The 20,319-nt window shown below is 72.2% G+C and carries 13 protein-coding genes; 6 read left to right on the top strand and 7 right to left on the bottom strand.

Features of this window, described 5'->3' with window-relative positions; all coding sequences use genetic code 11:
* Nucleotides 1–172 precede the first annotated feature (172 nt).
* A complete protein-coding gene (locus tag ACZ6SD_RS25920) occupies nt 173–1,066 on the top strand; it encodes an NAD(P)-dependent oxidoreductase (RefSeq protein WP_465319592.1) in 894 nt (297 codons plus the stop codon).
* Nucleotides 1,067–1,076: 10 nt separating this feature from the next.
* On the opposite strand, the gene ACZ6SD_RS25925 is transcribed toward ACZ6SD_RS25920, so the two are convergent.
* From ACZ6SD_RS25925 to ACZ6SD_RS25935, 3 genes are read right to left on the bottom strand one after another with little or no spacing between them, the layout of a single operon-like run.
* Nucleotides 1,077–2,723: an acyl-CoA dehydrogenase gene (locus tag ACZ6SD_RS25925; RefSeq protein WP_465319593.1), complete on the bottom strand. Its 1,647-nt coding sequence runs from the start codon at nt 2,721–2,723 to the stop codon at nt 1,077–1,079.
* Nucleotides 2,720–8,446 carry a type I polyketide synthase gene (locus tag ACZ6SD_RS25930; RefSeq protein ID WP_465319594.1) on the bottom strand — a complete coding sequence of 1,909 codons (5,727 nt, stop codon included), beginning with the start codon at nt 8,444–8,446 and terminating at the stop codon, nt 2,720–2,722. The genes ACZ6SD_RS25925 and ACZ6SD_RS25930 overlap by 4 nt, the downstream gene beginning before the upstream one ends.
* A 27-nt stretch (nt 8,447–8,473) precedes the next feature.
* A complete protein-coding gene (locus ACZ6SD_RS25935) occupies nt 8,474–10,186 on the bottom strand; it encodes a methyltransferase (RefSeq protein WP_465319595.1) in 1,713 nt (570 codons plus the stop codon).
* A 492-nt stretch (nt 10,187–10,678) separates the two neighbouring features.
* Between ACZ6SD_RS25935 and ACZ6SD_RS25940 the strand changes: the two genes are divergently transcribed.
* A complete protein-coding gene (locus ACZ6SD_RS25940; protein WP_465319596.1) occupies nt 10,679–11,914 on the top strand; it encodes a WS/DGAT domain-containing protein in 1,236 nt (411 codons plus the stop codon).
* A gap of 344 nt (nt 11,915–12,258) precedes the next feature.
* Here ACZ6SD_RS25940 and katG read toward each other — a convergent pair whose 3' ends face one another.
* From katG to ACZ6SD_RS25955, 3 genes are all read right to left on the bottom strand, one after another.
* Entirely contained in the window at nt 12,259–14,490 is a 2,232-nt protein-coding gene (katG, locus tag ACZ6SD_RS25945; RefSeq protein WP_465319597.1) for a catalase/peroxidase HPI, read from the bottom strand.
* 30 nt (nt 14,491–14,520) lie between these two features.
* The gene (locus ACZ6SD_RS25950) at nt 14,521–14,952 is read right to left on the bottom strand and encodes a Fur family transcriptional regulator (RefSeq protein ID WP_465319598.1); all 432 of its coding nucleotides are present in this window, start codon (nt 14,950–14,952) and stop codon (nt 14,521–14,523) included.
* Between the two features lie 283 nt (nt 14,953–15,235).
* On the bottom strand, nt 15,236–15,589 hold the full coding sequence (locus tag ACZ6SD_RS25955; protein WP_465319599.1) for a hypothetical protein: 354 nt from the start codon (nt 15,587–15,589) through the stop codon (nt 15,236–15,238).
* Between the two features lie 191 nt (nt 15,590–15,780).
* Here ACZ6SD_RS25955 and ACZ6SD_RS25960 point away from each other — a divergent pair, with 191 nt between their 5' ends.
* The 4 genes from ACZ6SD_RS25960 (at nt 15,781) to ACZ6SD_RS25975 (ending at nt 19,561) form a co-directional block, all read left to right on the top strand.
* Nucleotides 15,781–16,737 carry a TetR/AcrR family transcriptional regulator C-terminal domain-containing protein gene (locus ACZ6SD_RS25960; protein WP_465319600.1) on the top strand — a complete coding sequence of 319 codons (957 nt, stop codon included), beginning with the start codon at nt 15,781–15,783 and terminating at the stop codon, nt 16,735–16,737.
* A gap of 189 nt (nt 16,738–16,926) precedes the next feature.
* Complete coding sequence (locus ACZ6SD_RS25965) at nt 16,927–17,337, top strand: ribonuclease domain-containing protein (RefSeq protein WP_465319614.1); 411 nt, start codon at nt 16,927–16,929, stop codon at nt 17,335–17,337.
* A gap of 321 nt (nt 17,338–17,658) precedes the next feature.
* Complete coding sequence (locus ACZ6SD_RS25970; RefSeq protein ID WP_465319601.1) at nt 17,659–18,852, top strand: sensor histidine kinase; 1,194 nt, start codon at nt 17,659–17,661, stop codon at nt 18,850–18,852.
* Between the two features lie 34 nt (nt 18,853–18,886).
* Complete coding sequence (locus ACZ6SD_RS25975) at nt 18,887–19,561, top strand: response regulator (protein WP_465319615.1); 675 nt, start codon at nt 18,887–18,889, stop codon at nt 19,559–19,561.
* A 22-nt stretch (nt 19,562–19,583) separates the two neighbouring features.
* On the opposite strand, the gene ACZ6SD_RS25980 is transcribed toward ACZ6SD_RS25975, so the two are convergent.
* Nucleotides 19,584–19,952, bottom strand: a complete 369-nt coding sequence (locus tag ACZ6SD_RS25980) for a hypothetical protein (protein WP_465319602.1) — start codon at nt 19,950–19,952, stop codon at nt 19,584–19,586.
* Between the last annotated feature and the right edge of the window lie 367 nt (nt 19,953–20,319).

Consider the following 20,319-nt stretch of genomic DNA (forward strand, 5'->3'; position numbering starts at 1 on the left):
AAAATCGAGGGTGAGCGTCGATAGCCTGGATTCAGTTCCGCGCCGCAGCGTGGGGAAATGAACGGGGCAAAGCGCCCTGGCCGACCGCGACAATGCTCTGTCGGCGATATGGACCCAATATGCGAGCGCGAAGAACCGAACCGCTTACCGCGCGAGATATGGAGCACCACCTGTGTCTACTCTTTCCCCCGCCGAGTCGCCGGTCACCGTCATCGGCCTGGGGCTGATGGGCCAGGCGCTGGCGAAGGCGTTCCTGGCCAACGGCCACCCGACCACCGTCTGGAACCGCTCCGCGGACAAGGCGGCCGACCTGGTGGGCCGCGGCGCCGTGCGCGCCGAATCCGTGCGGGCCGCCGTCGAGGCCAGCCCGCTCGTCGTGGTCTGCGTCTCCGACTACGACGCCGCGCACGGCCTGCTCGACCCGGTCGGCGCGTCCCTCGCGGGCCGCACCCTGGTCAACCTGACCACCGCGCGTTCCACCGAGGCGCGGGAAACCGCGCTGTGGGCGGAGAAGGTCGGCGTCGCCTATCTCGACGGCGCGATCCTCGCCGTGCCCACGGCCATCGGCACCGCGGAGGCCACCATGCTCTACGCCGGGTCCGCCGCGGCCTTCGCCGAGCACGAGGCCACCCTCCGCGCGCTCAGCGCGGACGTCACCGTCTACCTGGGCGAGGACCACGGCCTGTCGGTCCTCTACGACATGGCGGTCCTGACCCTCATGTGGGGCGTGCTCAACAGCTTCCTGCACGCCGCGGCGCTGCTGGGCGCGGCGAAGGTCAAGGCGGCCGCTTTCGCGGGCATGGCCGCGAAAGCGATAGCCACGAGCGTCGGCTACGCGACGGCCTACGCCGACCAGGTCGAAGCGGGCGACTACACGGCCAACGACGCCACCATCAGCGTCCACAGTGGCGCCATGCGGCATCTGCTTGAGGAGAGCGAGGTGCTCGGCGTCAGCACCGAACTGCCCGCGTTCTTCCTGGACTTGGCCAACCGCGCCGTCGCGGATGGGGACGCCGAGAACAGCTACGCGGCCATGATCAAGCAGTTCCGGAAGCGCTCCGCCTGACCGGCGCGCGTCACCTTTCCCCATTCCGCCCGCTGTGCGCGAGTTTTTCGGGAATGTCCATCAGGTGGAGCAGCGTCGCGCGGTGCTGGATCAGGCGCGCGCAGACGCGGTTCGTCCGTTCGGGCAGCGCGAGGACGTCGGCGGGGGTGACCAGGCCGTGGGCGAGGTGCCAGCCGGAGTGGGTTTCCGTGTGCTCTAGGCAGTGCAGCAGGTAAAGGTCGGCAAGCAGCGCGGGGGCGGCTGGGGAAAGCCACTGCTCGCGCACGGCTTCCGCGGTGGTTCGCGTCGTGTGGGCTTCGGCGAAGGTCTGGGCCAGGGGGGTTCGGCTGTTCCAGACCTCGAAGGGGGTTTCGCCGCTGCTCGCGGGCAGTCCGGCGGTGAGTTCGGCGTGCAGCAGCCGTTCCCGGGCGCGGAACAGCCTGATCCACTCGTCGGGCGCGTCGGTGTCTTCCGGCGGGGCGTAGTCCGGACCGGTGGCCATCGCCCAGGCGGCGTCCAGCAGGATGAGCCGGTTGTCGCCCCCGGCGCTGTGGAAGGCCATCGTCAGCGCCTGGTAGTCGGACAACCCGCCCTCCGGCAGGAAACCGCGCGCCCCCAAGGCTGACCGGCAGCGGCTTACCGCGCTGTCGGCGAGGACGGTGACCGCGACCTTGGTCAGCGACAGCCGCCGCATCACCGCGGCCGACGGCCCGACGCCGCGACCGCCGCCCGGCGGGATGTGCCAGGACAGGCCCGTCACCGCGCGGGCGACTACCGTGGCCGCCAGCGCCGCCGCGGCGGCGCCGCACAGCAGTCGCTGCTGGGTGCGGTGTTCGATGGCGGCGACCGCACCAGCCAGGCGGTCGAGGGTCCGGCGTTCGGCCGCGTGGACGAGGGCGCGCGCGACGCTCGCCCGGGCGACCGCGGCCAGCGCGGCGGTGACCGCGCCCCACGAGAACCGGGCCATCGACAGGCTGCGTCGGGTCCGGGCCGCTGGGTCGGCGAGAGGGTCCGCGCCGAGGGACGCGCCGTCGCGGAGCCAGCGCCGGTAGGGCACGCGGACCCGGTCGAACCGGACAGCCGCGTAGTCCAGGGGGAGCGGCGCGGCGCGCTCGGCGGGTGTGATCGTGACGCCCGGGCAGGGGCCGTTCTCGTCGCGCAGGGGAATGAGGAACAGCGCGGTGCCCCGGTCGGTCCCGTCGACCGTGAGCCGCGCGCTGACCACACCGAGCCGGGCCACGCCGGCCAAGCCCACGTTGACCGGGTATTTGACCGCGTCGGGATCGGGGGTGTGCACCACGAACTCGCCGGTCGCCCGGTCGTACCTCGCTTCGGTGCGGATGCCGGAACTGCTGTTGCCCACACCGGCCTCGGTCATCAGCGCCGCGCCGACCCACTGCCCCGAGGCCAGCGCCGCCACGTCCGCCGCGCCCGCGCCGTGGTCGATCGCGTTGCCGATGGCCATGCAGTGGTGCAGGAACAGGACGTGGAACAGGCGGGGGTCGGCTATCGCGCTCAGTTCCAGCAGCGACCGCAGCCGGGCGTGGTCGGCGATCAGCGGCTGGTCGCCCAGCCGCGACCCCAGCCGCCGCGGTTGGGCGTAAAGCGCGGCGAGTGACCGGTCGGCGGGCGCGTGGTCGGTGACGAGCGCGACGAGATCGTCGCCGTACGCGGTCATGCCCGGTCCGGCTCGGACGACCGCGTGGCCCACCGGCCGATCGCGTCGGCCAGGGCGGCGCTGTGCTCGCTCACCATCGTGAAGTGATCTCCCGGAGTGTCCACTGTGGTGTGTGCCAATCGCCAAGGCGTGCCGCGCAGACCGCGTGCGACGAGTTCCGGAACCGGCTGTCGCGGCAGCACAAGCAGGGTCGGCGCGGCGGTGGGCTGGGGTTGCCACCCCGTGAACAGGCGCAGGTAGCCGCCTGCCGCGGTGAGCCGGTCGGTGTCGATTCCGAAGGCGCCCAACGGCTTCCGGGCGCCGGTCACGATGTGCGGCAGCGCCTCGGTGAGGGCGTGGTCGGGCCAGTAGGTGTCCAGCAGCACCAGCCCGTCGACCGGAACGCCCAGCGCGTCGAGCCGGGCGGCGACGGCGTGGGCGACCAGCCCGCCCGACGAGTGCCCGCACAGCAGTCTTTTCCCCGCCCACCGGGTCACCGCGGTCGCGTGGGCGGCGGCCAAGGCGTCGACGTCCTGGGGGAGTGGCCCAGGAGAGGCGAAACCGGGATGGGACAGGACCGCCACCGGGAGCCGGTCGCGCAGCGCGTCGGCCAGCGCGAGGTAGTCGTGCGGTCCCGCGGTCGGCAGCAGGGCGGGAAAGCAGATCAGCGCGGGGCCCGCGCCGGATTCGGTCAGGTGCGCCGGAACCGGCGTGTGCTCGGCGGCCGCCGAGGCCGGGAACGTCGGCCGGAGCGCCGCCGCCGCGCTGATCAGGTCGAGGGCGGCCTGGCCCTGCCCGGTGTCGCAGGCGTGCCGGTAGAGGGCGTCGAGGGTGTCCGGCAGCCGCGGCGGGGCAGGCGAATCCGGTGGCACGTCCGGGGTTTCGGGTGTCGGCTGGGTGCCGAGCTTGGCCCACAGGTGGGCGGCGAGCGCGCGGGGCGTGCCCCGGTCGAGGACGACGGTGGCGGGCAGGTCGAGGTCGAGCGCGCGGGCCAGTCGAGTGCGCAGTTCGACGGCGACCGCGGAACTCGTCCCGAGCGCGGCGAACCCGTCGTCTGCCGCGACCCGCTTTCCTTCCGGGTGGCCGAGAACGGCGGCGGTGTGGTCTTGGACCAGGGACAGCACCGCGGCCTCGGTCTCCGGTCCGGGGCCGTGCCCGTCGTCGGTTGACGGGCGGACCGGGGCGGTGCCGTCCGCGAGCCAGAAACGCTTGCGCTGGAACGGATAGCACGGCAGCTCGACAGGCCGGGCCGGGCCGGAGAACAACTTCGGCCAGGAGACCGGCGTTCCGTTGGCGTAAGCCTCGGCCGCGGACAGCAGGAACCGGTGCGGGCTGCCGTCGTCGCGCCGCAGCGTGCCCACGGCGGTGGCCGCCCGGCCCGCCGATTCCGCTGTCTCCACAATGGACTGGACCAGCGTGGGATGCGGGCCGACCTCGATGAAGTCGTTGTAGCCCTGGTCCAGCAGGGCGCGGACCGCGCCCTGGAACTCGACCGTGTGCCGCAGGTTCCGGTACCAGTACCCGGCGGTCAGCCCGCTGGTGTCCAGCACCCCCGGTGTGACCGTCGAAAAAAACGGCGCCTCGGCGGTTCGGGGCGTGAGATCGCCCAGATTCCGCAGCAGCAGGTCCTCGATGTCCTCGACCTGCGCGCAGTGGGAGGCGTAGTCCACCGGCAGCACCGTCGCGCGGACACCGAGCCCCGCGAGTTCGTCGGCGAGCGCCGCCACCGCGTCGGCGGCTCCGGAGACCACGGTCGAGCGCGGGCCGTTGTCCACCGCCACCGACAGCCGGTCCCGATACCGGTCGAGGTGGCCTTCGACGTCGTCCCGGGGCAGGGCGACGGCGAGCATCCGGCCGCCCGTCAACTCGCGCACGGCCGCGGCGCGGTGGGCCACCAGCCGGGCCGCGTCGTCGAGCGACAGCGCCCCGGCCACGCACGCGGCGGCGATCTCCCCCTGGCTGTGCCCGACCACCGCGTCCGGCCGCACCCCCACCGCGTCCCACAGCGCGGCCAGCGCGACCATGACGGCGAACAACGACGTCTGCGCCACCTCGACCCGGTCCAGCCCCGGCATTCCCGGGTCGCCGCGCAGCACCCCGCGCACGGACCAGTCCACGTGCGGCGCGAGCGCCTCGTCGCACTCGGCCATCGCGCGCGCGAAGACTGGGAAGACTTCGGATTCGGCCAGCAGGTCGGCGGCCATGCCGTCCCACTGCGCGCCCTGCCCGGGGAAGACGAAGACGGTCCGCACCTCGGGCCGCGCTCGGCCGGAGACCGCGACGGCGGGCAGGGTCCCCTCGGCGACACCGCGCAACCCGCTGGTCAGGTCGGCGGCGCGGCGCGGGACGACCACCGCCCGGTGCTCGAACGCCGACCGCGAGATCAGCGCCCTAGCCGTCTCGGCGGCGTCGCCCGCCTCCGCCAACGGAAGCAGGTCGGCCGCGAATGCCCGCAGCGCGGAGGCGGTCCGGGCGGTCAGCACCCACGGCGGCACCGGTCCCTCGACGGGCGCGGGGGCCCGCGACACGGGTGGCTCCTGGAGGATCAGGTGCGCGTTGGCGCCGCTGATCCCGAACGCCGACACCCCGGCCAGGCGGACGCGCTCGGAACGCGGCCACGCCTGGGACTCGGTGAGCACCCGGACCGGATCGTCCACTATGGACTGACCCGGCTGGTCCACGTGCAGCGTGCGCGGCAGTTCGCCGTGCCGCAGCGCCAGGACGATCTTGATGATCCCGGCGACGCCCGCGGCGGCCTGGGTGTGGCCGATGTTCGACTTCACCGAGCCCAGCCACAGTGGCCGCGCGCCGCGCTCGCCGCCGTGGACCGCGCGCAGCGCCTCGGCCTCGATCCGGTCGCCCAGCGGCGTTCCGGTGCCGTGCGCCTCGACCACATCGATTTGGGCCGCCGTCACACCCGCGTCGGCGAGCGCCCGGAGGATGACCCGCTGCTGGGCCTGCCCGTTCGGGGCGGTGAGGCCGTTGCTCGCGCCATCGGAGTTCACCGCGGACCCGGCGATGACCGCGAGGACCGGATGCCCGTGTTCGCGGGCCCGCGACAGCCGCTCCAGCACCACCACGCCGACCCCTTCCGCCCACGCCGCGCCGTCCGCCCCGGCGGCGAACGCCTTGCAGCGGCCGTCTCCCGCGAGCGCGCCCTGGCGGCTGAAGTCCACAAAGGACGCCGGGGTGGCCATCACGGTCGCACCTCCGGCTAGGGCCAACGAGCACTCGCCGCGGCGCAGCGCCTGCGCCGCGAGGTGCACCGCGACCAGCGAGGACGAGCAGGCGGTGTCGACCGTGAGCGCCGGGCCGGTGAGACCGAGCGTGTAGGAGATCCGGCCGGAGGCGACGCTCCCCGCGTTCCCGGTGAGCAGCAGGCCGTCGAAGTGCTCGGGCGCCTCGGTGATCCTTGGCGCGTAGTCCGAAGCCATCTGGCCGATGTACACCCCGGTGTCGGTGCCGCGCAGCGCCGCGGGGTCCAGCCCCGCCCGCTCCAGCGCCTCCCAACTGGTCTCCAGCAGCAGCCGTTGCTGCGGGTCCATGGCCAGCGCCTCGCGCGGCGAGACGCCGAAGAAGGCCGCGTCGAACTCCGCCGCCCCGGTCAGAAAATGGCCGTAGGGGGTGTCGGAGCGGCCCGGATGGCCCGGCTGGGGGTGCAGGAGGCGATCGAGGTCCCAGCCGCGGTCGGTGGGCAGCGGGCCCACAGTCTCCCCGCCCTCGGCCAGCAGCCGCCACAGCGCGTCGGGGGAGGACACGCCGCCGGGGAGCCTGCACCCCATCCCGATGATCACCACCGGGTCGTCCGATGGCTCGATCCGCTCCCGTGGCGGGCTTTCGCTTTGCCCCAGGGCCAGGTCGACCAGGTGGCGGGCCAGCGCAGCCGGTGTGGGGTGGTCGAACACCGCGGTCGTGGGCAGCGGCAAGCCCGTCGCCGCCGCCACCTCCACCGCCAGGCGCACCGCGCCGAGCGAGGTCACCCCGATCTCGCGGAACGGCCGCTCCGGGTTCGCCGAGGCGAAGTCCTGGTCCGTGAGCCGCGCGCGGACCAGCGCCAGCGCCGTGCGGACCCGTTCGCCGTCCGGCAGCGCCGCGAGCCGGTCCGGCCAGTGCTCTCCAGGCGGTCGCTGAGGCGTCGCGTGGCGGGCGAGGACGTCGGCGAGCCTGCCGCGGGCGACCTTGCCGGTGGGCGTGACCGGCACCTCGTCGACCAGGAGCAGTTCTACGGGCAGCGCGACCTCCGCCGCGCCTTTCCCGGCGAGGTGGTCGCGGACGGTGGCGAGGTCGATGGTGGCGCCGGGACGCAGCGCGGCGATCAGGCACGGATACTCGCCGAGCCGGGGATCAGGCCGCGCCGCCACCGCGACGGCCGCGAGCTGCGGAAGGTCGCTGAGCAGGCCCTCGATCTCCGACGCGCTGACCTTGGTCCCGCCGACGTTGATCACCTCGGCGTCGCGCCCGTGGAAGCGCAGCGTGCCGTCCGGGTTCCAGCTCGCCCGGTCGCCGGTGCGCAGCCAGCCGTCCTCGGTCAGGGCCGCCCGGGTGCCCTCGGGGTCGCCCAGGTAGCCGTGGAACAGGTGCGGCCCCCGGTACTGCAACTGCCCGACTCGCCCGGTCTGGCACCGCTCGCCCGCGTCGTCCACGACCCGGGCCGCGCTCCCGGACAGCGGGCGCCCGATGGAGTTCGCGGCGACCTCGGGCGGGTCGTCGGGGCGCGTCACCGTGCCCGCGCCGACTTCCGACATGCCCCATTGCACGATCGTGGTGGCACCCGTCGACCGCCGGACCTGGGCCACCAGCGAACCGGGCACCGCCGCGCCGCCGGTGCGCACCTCGCGTAGGCGCGGGGGCTCGGCTGCGTTCTTGTCGCTCAGCGGACGCACCACGTCGCGTAGTTGGGCGGGCACCGCGAAGAGGACGGTCGCGCCGGTGCGGTGGGCGAGGTCGTGGAAGGCGTCCGGGTCCCACCGCGGCAACAGCGCCTGCCTGCTTCCCGTGAGCAGGGACAAATGCACTGACACCAGACCGAACAGGTGCGTGAACGGGCTGGCGCTCACAATGGTGTCGTCGCCGGGAGCCGCGCCGTCCTCGGCCATCGTCGCGGCGTTGGCGAGCAGCGTGCCGTGGCTGTGCAGGCACAGCTTCGGGGAGCCGGAGATCGTGCCCGACGACGGCGCCAGGACGAACGGCATGGCCGGGTCGAGGTCCGTCGGCGCGGGATTCGCGCCCTGGCGCGACCGAACCAGCGCGTCGAACGACTCGACGCCCTCGACCGGTTCGGCCCGCGCCACGCCCGCGACCAGCACACGCTCCACAGAGGACACTTCGGCCAGCAGCCGTTTCGCGACGGGGAGTTTCGCGGCGGGAAGGATGACCATCCTTGCCCCGGCCTTGTGCGCCAACGCGAGCACGTCCCGCTCGCCGTAGGCCAGGTGCAGGGGCAGCAGAACCGCGCCGAGTTCGGCGACCGCGACGTGGGCGAGCAGGAACTCCCAGGAGTTCGGCAGATGCGCCGCGACCACGTCGCCGACGCGGATCCCGGACTCCCGCAGCCCGGCCGCCAGCGCCGAGGCCTCGCGCCGCCACTGCCGCCACGTCCACGAGCCGCCCTGGCCGTCAAGGACCGCGGGCGCGTCACCGAACCGGTCGACGGCCTCCTGGAAAACCTCCCGGAGGGTGCGCTCGCGCGTCCGGTCCACGTCGTCCCGGGGGCCGATCAGGTAGTCCTGCGTCGAGATCGCCACAGCTGTCGTTCTCCGTCCGACCGGGGATCAGGCCGTGGTGGCCGCGGGTTCGGAGAGCCGACGGGCGTGCAGCAGGCTGCCGTCCAAGGGCAGGTCGGACACCGCCACCAGGTCGAACCCGGCGTCCGCGAGCAGACGCCGGTAGTGCTCGACGGTTCGCTCTTGGCCACCCACGTTGCACAGCATGTGCAGATCCCAGGCTACCGCCAGCGAGGACGCCCCGCCGGTGGGCAGCAGGCGCTCCACGACCAGCAGCCGGGCCCCCGCGCGCATGCTTGCCGCGCACCGGCGCAGGATCGCCGCGCACGTCTGGTCGTCCCAGTCGTGCAGAATCCGGGAAAGCAGGTAGACATCCCCACCCAGGGGCACCGACTGCGTGAAGTCGCCCGCGACGAAGTCGCACCGCTCGGCGCAGCCCTGGTCGGCCATGCGGGCTCGCGCGCGGCCGAGCACCTGCGCCCGCTCGAAGAGGACTCCCCGCGCGTGCGGCACGCGGGCCAGAATCTGGCTGAGCAGTTCGCCGTTGCCGCCGCCAACGTCCACGACCACCCGCGCCTCGGCGAAGTCGCCGAGCGCGGCGATCGGCTCGAACATCGTGGCACTGGCGGCCATGGCGGAGTCGAACAACTCCGCGAGGTCGGGGTGCGCGGCGAAGTGGTCGAAGTGCCCCTGGCCGAACACCGTCTCGAACGCCTCCGCGCCGGTGCGCACGGCGTGGGTCAGCGCGCCGAACGACTGGTAGAACGGCCCGCCGTAGAGCAGCGCCAGCGGGCGGAACGAGTGGCGGGCGTCCCGCCGCAGCGGGGCGCCCGCCTCGGTGAGCGTGTACGCCTCGCCCTCGGGCGCCACCAGGCCGAGCGAGCACAGGTAGCGCAGCAGGCGGGCGAGACCGTCCCGCGTGACGCCGAGCCGCGCCGCCAGCGCCGCCACCGGAACCGGCGCGCCCGCCCCCGAGTCGGTCAGCGCGTCCGGCAAGCCCAACTCCACCGCCGTCGAGATCGCCTGGGTCGTCCATGCCCCGGTCATCAGCTCCAGGAGCCGTTCGCGCGGATCGCCCGCCTGGGCCAGGTGGTCGGCCAGCGCGGCGGCGTGGTGGCCGGGCACCCGGAGCTCCAGCCTGCGGTAGCCGCCCGGTCGTCGGCCGGTCGCGGGGTCGCGGAAGTACAGCACCGTGCAGTCCTCGGCGCGGTTATAGCCCCCGCCGTCCGCGACCAGCCCGCCGCGGTCGGCGAGCACCGCGCGCAGTCCCGCGACCCGCACGTCGTCCGGCTCGCCGATCTCCAGCGCGACATGCGACTCGTTGCGCTCGACCCGCTCCCGGGCCGCGACCTCCGCCAGCGCCGACCCCGGCGGCGTCGTCACCGCGAACAGCTCCACCGAGTGGCCGCCGCCCGCCGCCGGGTGGACATGGATTATCGCGACGTCCAGCGCTTCCGGGGGAATGCCGTAACGGCGGCTGAGCCGCTCCCGGACGACCACGCTCGGGACGACGTCGGCGACGCCGAGGCCCCGCGCCCGCAGGCTCGCCGCCAATTCGCTGACCGAGGCCGGAAAGACCAGCACGGCGGCATGGGCCAAGGCGCAGTGCGCGGAAACGGAAGCGCGTTGTCCGGCCGTCAGAAGCGGCGCGACACCGGTCAGAACACTGTCGGTGTCGGCATTGGAGACGAACGCGATGGCCTCGTCCAATAGCCTCTGGTCAATCGGGTCCAATCCGCCCAGGCGGCTGTTGTCTGCCATCTCGCGAGCTCCTGTGATCAGCGGTGTGCGCACCGGGAGTTGACAGGCGCGCGTAGCGCGTCATCGCGTTCGCGGGTTCGCGACGTTCCGAGACAAACGAGTGGACATTCTGGCGGCCACCATTCCCGCTTCCGCGGTCACGAACCTGATTATCGTGTTCGTCACCGATACTCGCATGGCCAATCGCCGAGCTGCCACTGGCAATAGAGTGGTATCCGCTCACTTATGGCCGACTGACTGTTGTCCGGAAAACCCACTGTCAGTGGGTCCGTCGCCTCCGCGAATGACAAGACGTTGCTCCGGGCGTGAATATTTCCACCATCGTCCCGTCGTGCGACTCCTTCGCCCGCTGCCCCACGGAGAAGGCATTCACTTGGTTCGATTGGCCGCGCTGATTCGCGGCTCGCGGACAAGCCGGTGGCACGGTGGCGGTCACCGGCGGTGGTCATGTTTGCCGAGCGCCCAGTCCGGCTCCCCCTTAACCTCGAACCCATGACGACCGGTGACGCCGGTTCCGCGTCGTTGCGGGTCGACTCGCTGACGCGGGTGTTCCTGGCGATGCAGGAGGCGACCGGGTCCTCGGGGAGCCTCTATTTCGGCGTCCTGCTGCGGCTTGCGGGCACACCTCCGCCCGTGGACACACTGCGTGCCCTGGTGGGGAGGCGGCTTGAGCACCTGCCCGCGCTCACCCACCGCCTCACGCGGGGGAGCGAACCGCGGTGGGAGCCCGCCGAGGTCGATCTGGACGTGCACATCGAGGCGCTGCCCGAGGCCGCGGCCCGGCCCGAGCCCGCGACCGCCTGGCTGGGGCCCGACCCCGAACGCCACCGGCCGCTGTGGCGGATGTGGCTGCTTCCCGGCGACGGCGAGACCTGGGGCGTCGGCTGCCTCGTCCACCACGCCGCCCAGGACGGCGTCGCCCTGCTGCGCACCCTCGAAGTGATCTTCGGCGACCGCTCCCCGGGGCGGAAGGCCCGGCCAAGAAAACCCCGCCCCTGGCACGCGCTGGGCGCGCTGCCCGAACTCGCCGCGACGCTGACCCCGGCGCCGAAGGTCGCCGCGCTGGCGCCCGCGCCGGACGCGGAGCGCCGCCTGAGCTGGCGGAGCGCGCCGCTGAGCGACCTGCGGACGATCAGCGCCGCGAGCGGGGCGACCGTCGGCCAAGCGCACCTGGCAGCCCTCGCCGGGGCACTGCGGCGCTGGTCCCCGACAGCCGACTTCACCGGCGCGGCGCTGCCGGTGTGCATGCCGGTGGACACCAAAAGGGACGGTGAGGACGGCACGGCGATCGGGCTGATGCGCGTCGCGTTGCCCTGCGGTGAACCCGATCCGCTGCGGCAGTTGGCGGCCGTGACCCGCGCCGCGTCCCGCCGCAAGGTGGCCGCCCGCAGGCAGGCGCTGCGCGCGCTCGCCGAGGATCTTCCGCCGTGGCTCGGCGCCGCGTGCCTGGCGCGGCTGGGCGACCGCCGCAATGTCGCGCTGACCGCGTCCAGCTTCCCGCCGGTCCGGCCGCTGGCCGTGGCGGGCACGCCGGTGGACGAGGTCATCGCCATCCCCTGGCTGCCGCCAAGGCACACCTGCTTCACCATCCTGACCAGCTACCACGGCCAAGCCACGCTGTCCGCGCTGACGGCCCTCGACGCGGGACAGACCGCCGATCTCGCCGACTGCTGGGTCGACGCGCTGACCACGCTGCGGATCGCGTGCGAAACCCGGACAAGCCCCTAGGTCCTGTTTCCGGCGTGGCCGTCCCACGGCCTTCGCTCCAGTAACCGCCGAAGTCCATCCCGAGGGAGCCGCAAAAGCACTTCCTTGCCTATCGAATGCCAGATTCAGTATGGATTATCTAGATAATAGAGGAAGGTCGACCGAGTGATGAGAGAAGCGGCATGCGTTGTGCTGGGTCAAAAACCGCCTGGACGGAGAGGGCGGCTTGGCCAGATGGAGGTCGGCTTGGCGGTCGTCTCGGGGCGAGCCGGGGGCGAACCAAAAGATGTCCAGGTCGGCGGGGACCGCCGACCTGGACATCGGAGTCAGGCTGGGTGGATCAGATAGGGGAGATCAGACCGGGATCAGATGTCGAACCGGTCGAGGTTCATGACCTTGTCCCAGGCGGCCACGAAGTCGCGGACGAACTTCTCCTTGGCGTCTTCGCTGGCGTAGACCTCGGCGACGGCGCGCAGCTCGGAGTTCGAGCCGAAGACGAGGTCGACGCGGCTGCCGGTCCACTTGACCGCGCCGGTGGCCCGGTCGCGGCCCTCGAAGGTCTCCGCGTCCTCGGACGCCGCGGTCCACTGCGTGCCCATGTCGAGCAGGTTCACGAAGAAGTCGTTGGTCAGCGACCCGGGGGTGGCGGTGAGCACGCCGAGCGGGGACTGCTGGTGGTTCGCGCCCAGGACCCGCAGGCCGCCCACCAGGACGGTCATCTCGGGCGCGGTCAGGGTCAGCAGGTTCGCGCGGTCGATCAGCAGGTACTCCGAGGGCAGGCGGTGGCCCTTGCCTCGGTAGTTGCGGAACCCGTCGGCGGTCGGTTCGAGCGGCGCGAACGACTCGGCGTCGGTCTGCTCTTCGGTGGCGTCCGTGCGGCCGGGGGTGAAGGGGACCTGGATGTCGAAGCCCGCGTTCTTGGCGGCCTGCTCGACCGCGGCGCAGCCGCCGAGGACGATGAGGTCGGCCAGGGAGACCTTCTTCCCGCCGGTCTGGGCGCTGTTGAACGCCGTCTGGACCTCTTCGATGGCGCGCAGCACCGTTGCCAGCGTGTCGGGCTCGTTGACCTCCCAGGTGCGCTGCGGCTCAAGGCGGATGCGCGCCCCGTTCGCGCCGCCGCGCTTGTCGCTGCCGCGGAACGTCGACGCCGACGCCCACGCGGTGGCGACGAGCTGTGCGGTCGTCAGGCCGGAGTCGAGCAGCCGGGCCTTGAGCGCGGCGATGTCCTCGGCGTCGATGAGCTCGTGGTCGACGGCGGGCACCGGGTCCTGCCAGATCAGCGTCTCGTTCGGCACCAGCGGGCCGAGGTAGCGCTGGATCGGGCCCATGTCGCGGTGGGTGAGCTTGAACCAGGCGCGGGCGAACGCGTCGGCGAACTGGTCGGGGTTCTCCAGGAACCGCCGCGAGATGGGCTCGTAGATCGGGTCGACGCGCAGCGCGAGGTCGGTGGTCAGCATCGTCGGCTGGTGTTTGCGCGCCGGGTCGTGCGCGTCGGGCACGGTGCCGGCGCCAGCGCCGTCCTTGGGCTTCCACTGGTTGGCGCCCGCCGGGCTCTTCTCCAGCTCCCACTCGTAGGCGAACAGGGTCTCGAAGAAGGTGTTGTCCCAGGTGGTCGGGGTGGGGGTCCAGATGCCCTCCAGCCCGCTGGTGATGGTGTCCGGGCCCTTGCCGGTGCCGAAGGTGTTGTTCCAGCCGAAGCCCTGCTCCTCGATCGAGGCGCCCTCGGGCTCGGGGCCGACATACTGGTTGGGGTCGGCCGCGCCGTGGGTCTTGCCGAACGAGTGGCCGCCCGCGATCAGCGCGACGGTCTCCTCGTCGTTCATCGCCATCCGCCCGAAGGTCTCGCGGATGTCCCTGGCCGCGGCGAGCGGGTCGGGGTTGCCGTTGGGGCCCTCGGGGTTGACGTAGATGAGGCCCATCTGGACGGCGGCCAGCGGCTCTTCGAGTTCGCGGTCGCCGGTGTAGCGCTCGTCGCCGAGCCAGGTGCGCTCCGGGCCCCAGAAGACGTCCTCGTCGGGCTCCCAGACGTCGGCGCGGCCGCCGCCGAAGCCGAAGGTGGTGAAGCCCATGGTCTCCAGCGCGCGGTTGCCCGCGAAGATCATCAGGTCGGCCCAGGAGATCTTGCGGCCGTACTTCTGCTTGACCGGCCAGAGCAGGCGGCGCGCCTTGTCGAGGTTGCCGTTGTCCGGCCAGCTGTTCAGCGGCGCGAACCGCTGCATGCCAGCGCCAGCGCCGCCGCGGCCGTCGCTGATGCGGTAGGTGCCCGCGCTGTGCCAGGCCATCCGGATCATGAACGGCCCGTAGTGGCCGAAGTCGGCTGGCCACCAGTCCTGTGAGGTCGTGAGCACCGCGTCGACGTCGCGGGCCAGGGCGTCGAGGTCGAGGGTGGCGAACTCGGCGGCGTAGTCGAAGTCCTCGCCCATGGGGTTGGCGGCCGCGGTGTGCTTGCGCAGGATCGACAGGTTGAGCTGGTTCGGCCACCAGCCACGGTTGCCGCCGCCTTCGGTGGGGTGGTTGAAGCGACCGGCGGAGACCGGGCAGCCGCCCGCTGTCTCCACGTTCATCTCTCCAACGACGGCGTCAGGACTGTCAGACACGGGAATCCTTCCAAGGATCAAACGGTGAGTTCAGGAACTGGTTGCGGTGGAGCAGACGGGGCACAGGCCCCAGTAGACGACCTCGGCCTCGTCGATCGTGAAACCGTGGTCGTCGGACGCGGTCAGGCAGGGCGTGCTCCCGACCGCGCAGTCGACGTCGGCGATGGCGCCGCACGACCGGCACACCACGTGGTGATGGTTGTCCCCGACCCGAGCCTCATACCGAGCCACCGACCCCGGCGGCTCGATGCGCCGCAGCAGCCCGGCGGTGGTCAACGCGCGCAGCACGTCGTAAACGGCCTGGTGGGACACGCCGCCAAGACCCGCGCGCACAGCCGTGATGATCGAGTCCGTGTCAGCGTGCGGATGATCGTGCACCGCGGACAGCACCGCGACCCGGGGACGTGTCACACGCAGCGCGGCTCCCCGCAGCATGCGCTCGTAGTCCATAGGCGTCGGCACGGCCCGGAGTCTGCCGCATTTTCTGGAATCAATCAAGAATCGGGTCGGTCTTGATCTCGCGCCGACCAGCGAGAACGCGGGACGCCGCTGGCGCGCGGTCGAACCTGCATCCGGTGTTCACGCCGTGTTCACGGCAGGAAATCCCGCCCCATGACGCACTCATCGCCCGCCGACCCTGGTTCACGGGTCGACGGGCGATGGGTGCTGCCCCGGGCTTCATGGCCGGTGGTGTCGGTGAGTTCGCGTCGGGCGGCTCACCAGCCCGGTGGCGGCTCGTCGGCGGTCAGTCGCACTTCGGCAGGTGCGAGTGCCTGATGTTGGTGGCGTCGCCTGCGACGTGGCCGCTGAAGTCGTAGCCGCCGTCGAAACCGTAGAAGGCCGTCCAGTACCACCACTTGCCGTCGGCGCCCCAGCGCTTGCAGGAGGAGAAGATGTCCTCTCCTTCGATCGTCGTGTCCACTCGCTTGCCGCTGAAGGGGTTGACCCGGTTCCAGATCGAATGGCCGCCGTGCACCTTCCCCCACACCGATTGCACGCCTGCTCCGGCCGCCGGGGCGGCACTCGCCGCAGGCGCGGAAGTGAGAGACAGGGCGGCGGCCACCGCCGCCGCGGACATTCCCACGGAGATCCTCTTCATGACTTGCTCCCCAGTAGTAGTGATCGATGACCCGGCACGATCGCCGGGTTGTCCCGCGATCGCGGCCCCCGGTTGGCGAGGCCATGTACGCGCGATCCGCACTTACAGCGCACACGGTATCGTTTTCCTGGTCAGCTAGCTAAAACTGCTCTAGTACAGTCGGCTATCTGTATCAGCACAGAGGAGCGGGTATGCCGGACGAACCGCGGTACCTGAGCATCGCCGCCGAGCTCCGCCGCCGGATCACGCGGGGGGAGTTGGCCCCGGGCGCCAAGGTGCCCTCCACGCGGCGGATCGCCACCGAGTGGGGTGTCGCGATGGCCACCGCGGCCAAGGCTCTCGCCACCTTGAGCCAGGAGGGGCTGGTCCGCGCCGAGCCCCGCTCCGGAACCGTGGTGGCCGGGCCGCGCCGAGGGCAGGCGGCCAAGCCCCGGTCGCCGCGCCGACCCGCGGGCGGCGACCAGCGACCGGACCTGACCCGCGAGCGGATAGTGGCGGTGGCCATCGCGATCGCCGACACCGAAGGGCTGGCCGTGCTGTCCATGCGCGGCGTCGCGGCCCGGCTCGGGGTCGCCCCGATGACGCCGTACCGGCACGTGGCGGGCAAGGACGAGCTGGTGCGGTTGATGGCGGACGCCGCGTTCGGCGAACTGGGCTACCCGGCGCGGCCGCCCGCGGGGTGGCGCGCGCGCCTGGAGCTCTGCGCGCGCACGCTGTGGGCGCTGCACCGCAGGCATCCCTGGCTGGCCCAGCTCGCTCCGATCACCCGGCCGCTGCCGCTGCCCAACCTGGCGGTGCACGCGGAGTGGGCGCTGGCCGCGTTGGACGGCCTCGGCCTCGACATCGCGTTCATGTGCGACGTGCACGTCCTGGTCCTCAGCTACGTGCAGGGCATCGCGGTCCACCTCGAACGCGAGCAGCACGCGCTCGGCGCGTCCGGGTTGTCCGCGGACGAGTGGATGGACGGCCAGGTGCCCGCGTTCACGGCGATCACCGGCTCCGGCCGCCACCCGACGTTCGCCAAGATGCTCGCCACGCTGTCCGCGCGAGGCTACGAGCTGAATCTGGACGACCTGTTCGAGTTGGGGCTGCGGTCACTGCTGGACGGCCTGGCCACCCGGCTCGATCAACACGTCGGTCAACACTGACTCCGCACAGGAACCGGCGTCGCCCAGAACGGGTGATCGCCCCCGGCGGTCGCGGTCGGTGTCCGGGTTGTCGCGTGGAGTTCACCCGCCTGTGACGGTGTTGTCCCTGGCCCGCTCCGGGCAGGCAGCAAGATCGGCGGAGATTGGTCGTCTGGCGAAGTCCCTGCCTTGGAGGTTTCCGTGCAGACCATGCAACGTCCCCGGCTTTCCTGGCCCAAGCGGCTCGCCGTCGCGATCAGCGCGGTCGCGTCCGTGCTCGGCCTCGCTGTCGTCGCCAGCCCCGCCGCCGAGGCCACTGTCTACAGCTCCTGCACCATCTCGCGGTGCACCGACGCGCGGTCGTCGAACTCGACCTGGTCGTCGAAGGGATACCCGCGCACCCGCGGCTGGTACAACTGGCCGAACGGCCAGTGCAACTTCGCGGGCGGCCAGTTCTACAACCGCGAGGGACAGTTGCCCAGCGGCCGCTTCTACCTGGAGTTCGACGTCTACCCGCGCGCCTGCGGCGCCTCCCGCGACGCCTACCGAATCGTCGTGGACACCGGCAACGGCGCGGTTTGGTTCTCCCCCAACCACTACACCGACTTCTACCGCCTCTGAGATGACACGGGTCCATGCCGCCCTCGACGCGCGGAGGGCGGCATGGACCGGACCACCGCTGACTGGGCCACGTGGACCGCGGCTTGGGCGCGATCGGCCGCAGAAGGGCAGGCGCTGGCTCAGCCGATCAGCGACGCCGCGGTCACCAGGTCTTCGCGGCCGGAGATGCCGAGCGTGCGGTATGTGTTCGAGAGGCGATCCGCTTCGACACGGCCTGCTGGGTGATGCCCAGCCGCGCGGCTCGCGGGTCAACCAGCCGTGGTAGGCGGTGGTAAACCTGGGTGGGACGCGCGGTTGTCGGCTGCCGGCTAGGTTGTGCGGATGCGCGGCGATCTTCCGGCCCGGTGGCTGCCCTCCGTCCCCCCGAGCGCGGTGGACGTGGTCACCGCGCTCGGCCTCACCGTGATCGGGTGCCTGGTCGAGTACCACTACGTTCCCGCCCACGTCGGCGGAGATCAGCTCGCCTACGGGCTGACCGTTCTGGTGTTCCTGCCGCTGGCGGTGCGCAGGCGGTGGCCGATGACGGTGCTCGTGGTCGTCTCCCTGGCGTTCCTGGTGTACCTGGCCGCCACGGGCCGCAACCAGCCGACGCCGAAGTACTGGGCGCCGTTGCTCGCGCTCTACACGGTCGCGGCGACCCGGTCGCCCACGACGGTGGTCACCGGCGCGGTCGTGATCGCGCCGCCGGTGTTCTGGGCGGGGCTGCGGGCGTCGCTGCCGCCGCTGGTCGCCGCGGGCATGGTGGCGATGGGCGTGGCGGTGGCCTGGGGGTTCGGCGACGTGGGCCGCAGGCTCGGCGAGAGCAACCGGAAGCTGGTGGAGCTGACCCGGCAGCTGCACGCCGAGCAGCGGGCCAGGACCGAGCGGGCGCTGACCGGGGAACGGGTCCGCATCGCCCGGGAACTGCACGACGTCGTCGCGCATCACATGGCGGTGATCGCCGTGCAGACCGGGTTGGCCGGGCATGTCTTCCACTCCGACCCGCCCGCTGCGCACGCCGCGCTGGACACCGTCGCCGCGGCCAGCCGGGAGGGGCTGCGGGAGATGCAGCGGATGCTGCGCCTGCTGCGCTTCGACTCCGACGACCCGGTGGGCGGGCACCGGTCGTCGACCCCGGACCTGGCCGACCTGCCCGCCCTGATCGACCGGGTGCGCGCCGCGGGCGTCCCGGTGACGCTGGAGATGACGGGGACGCCCACCGCGTTGCCCTCGGGCCTGCAACTGTGCGTCTACCGGGTGATTCAGGAAGCGCTGACCAACGTCATCAAGCACGCCGACGCGAGCCCGACGACCGTGGCCGTCCACCGCGGCGCCGACCGGGTGACGGTGCTGATCGGCAACGAGGCTCCCGCGGCGGAGGACGCGCCCGCCGAGTCCGACTCCCCGCGCCACGGGCTGATATCGATGCGCGAACGCGCGGCCTTGTATGGCGGAACCCTCAGCGCGCGACCGAGACCGGAGGGCGGCTTCGATGTCGAGCTCACCCTACCCATCACCGACCGAACAACGGTATAAGCGTCGCGTGACAGGGGGAGCGCCGGTCAGGCTGATGGTCGTCGACGACGAGGTCCTTATCCGCGCCGGACTCGCCGCGCTGCTGCGCGCCACGCCCGGCTTCGAGGTCGTCGCCGAGGCCGCGGACGGGGACCAGGCCGTCGCCCTGGCCGCGGCGACCAGCCCGGAGGTGATCCTGATGGACATCCGGATGCCCGGCGTCGACGGCATCCTCGCCACCGAGCGCATCCTGGCCGCTACCCCCGCACCGCCGCGCGTGGTCGTGTTGACCACTTTCGACTTGGACGAGTACGTCTACGCGGCGCTGCGCGCGGGCGCGGCGGGATTCCTGCTCAAGCAGACCGAGCCGCGCCAACTGATCTCGGCCATCGAGGTCGTCGCGGCGGGGGAGACGCTGTTCGCCCCGTCGGTCACCCGCAGGCTCATCGAGGCGTACCTCTCCCACCCGTGTCAGTCACCGCGGCCCCAGCCAGCCCCGCCCAGCCTGCGGCACCTCACCACCCGGGAGCGGGAGGTGCTGCGGCATGTGGCCACCGGAAAGTCCAACACCGAGATCGCCGCCGCCCTCACGGTGAGCGAGGCGACCGTGAAGACCCATCTCAACCGCACCATGACGAAACTCGCCCTGACCAGCAGGGCGCAGGCGGTCGTCCTCGCCTACGAGAGCGGTCTGATCACCCCGGGCGCAGGCCTCGACCCGAACGCCTGACCGGGCGTCGGGGGAGTGGCGCCTATTCGGGGCCGCGGCACTGTTTCGTCGTCCATTCGGGCATTTCCGCCGCAGGCTCGACTCTCGCCTGGTCGATCACGATCAGCAACGTTCCCGCGGCGTCGAACAATTCGGTGGTGCGGTCGGGGTACGGGCCGCCGTGATCGGTCACCCGCAGCCGCAGGTCGTCCTGCTGGACATCCCACGAGCGCACGCCGGATGGCTCGGCGCGCGCGTTCTCGGGGATCGCACGTGCGCCGAAGGCGTCGGCCAAGACCCCGGTGACGGTGCGCCCGCCGTCGGCCGTCTCCTCCAGGGTCTCCGCGCACTCCGGCGCGGTGCGGACCGTGTCGACGTCGGGCCGGTCGGCCCGCCAGTGGCGTTCCTCCACGACGACGCCCTCGACGCTGGACCGGGGAGCGCAGGGCCGTGATCGCGTCGTCGCGGTGGCTGACCCACAGATCGACGCGCCGCGCGACACCGGGCCGCTCGGGCGTCGAGTCGACCAGGTTGTGCTCGGTGAAGCTGATCAGCGTCACCTCGCCCGCCGGTGGGTGTGGCTTGTCGGCCCGCCACAGCCGGGCGCGGTCGCCACGGCGAGCAGGGCGACGAACGCGAGGACACCGCGAGCGGCCATCCGGTGGGAACTCATCTCCGCCTCCACGATCGGGTGGTGGGGGGGGGGGGGGGGGGGGGGGGGGGGGAGGATGGAACGCGTAGTTGTATGCTTCTGAGAGCTTTTTTCGTTCTTAGGTTTT

Source organism: Actinokineospora sp. NPDC051303 (assembly GCF_055586285.1).

Coding starts and splice junctions, on each gene's coding strand:
- ACZ6SD_RS25940 (WP_465319596.1), top strand. CDS start 10,679: ATGACGACCGGTGACGCCGGTTCCGCGTCGTTGCGGGTCGACTCGCTG.
- ACZ6SD_RS25960 (WP_465319600.1), top strand. CDS start 15,781: ATGCCGGACGAACCGCGGTACCTGAGCATCGCCGCCGAGCTCCGCCGC.
- ACZ6SD_RS25965 (WP_465319614.1), top strand. CDS start 16,927: ATGCAACGTCCCCGGCTTTCCTGGCCCAAGCGGCTCGCCGTCGCGATC.
- ACZ6SD_RS25925 (WP_465319593.1), bottom strand. CDS start 2,723: ATGACCGCGTACGGCGACGATCTCGTCGCGCTCGTCACCGACCACGCG.
- ACZ6SD_RS25955 (WP_465319599.1), bottom strand. CDS start 15,589: ATGAAGAGGATCTCCGTGGGAATGTCCGCGGCGGCGGTGGCCGCCGCC.
- ACZ6SD_RS25935 (WP_465319595.1), bottom strand. CDS start 10,186: ATGGCAGACAACAGCCGCCTGGGCGGATTGGACCCGATTGACCAGAGG.
- ACZ6SD_RS25975 (WP_465319615.1), top strand. CDS start 18,887: ATGGTCGTCGACGACGAGGTCCTTATCCGCGCCGGACTCGCCGCGCTG.
- ACZ6SD_RS25970 (WP_465319601.1), top strand. CDS start 17,659: ATGCGCGGCGATCTTCCGGCCCGGTGGCTGCCCTCCGTCCCCCCGAGC.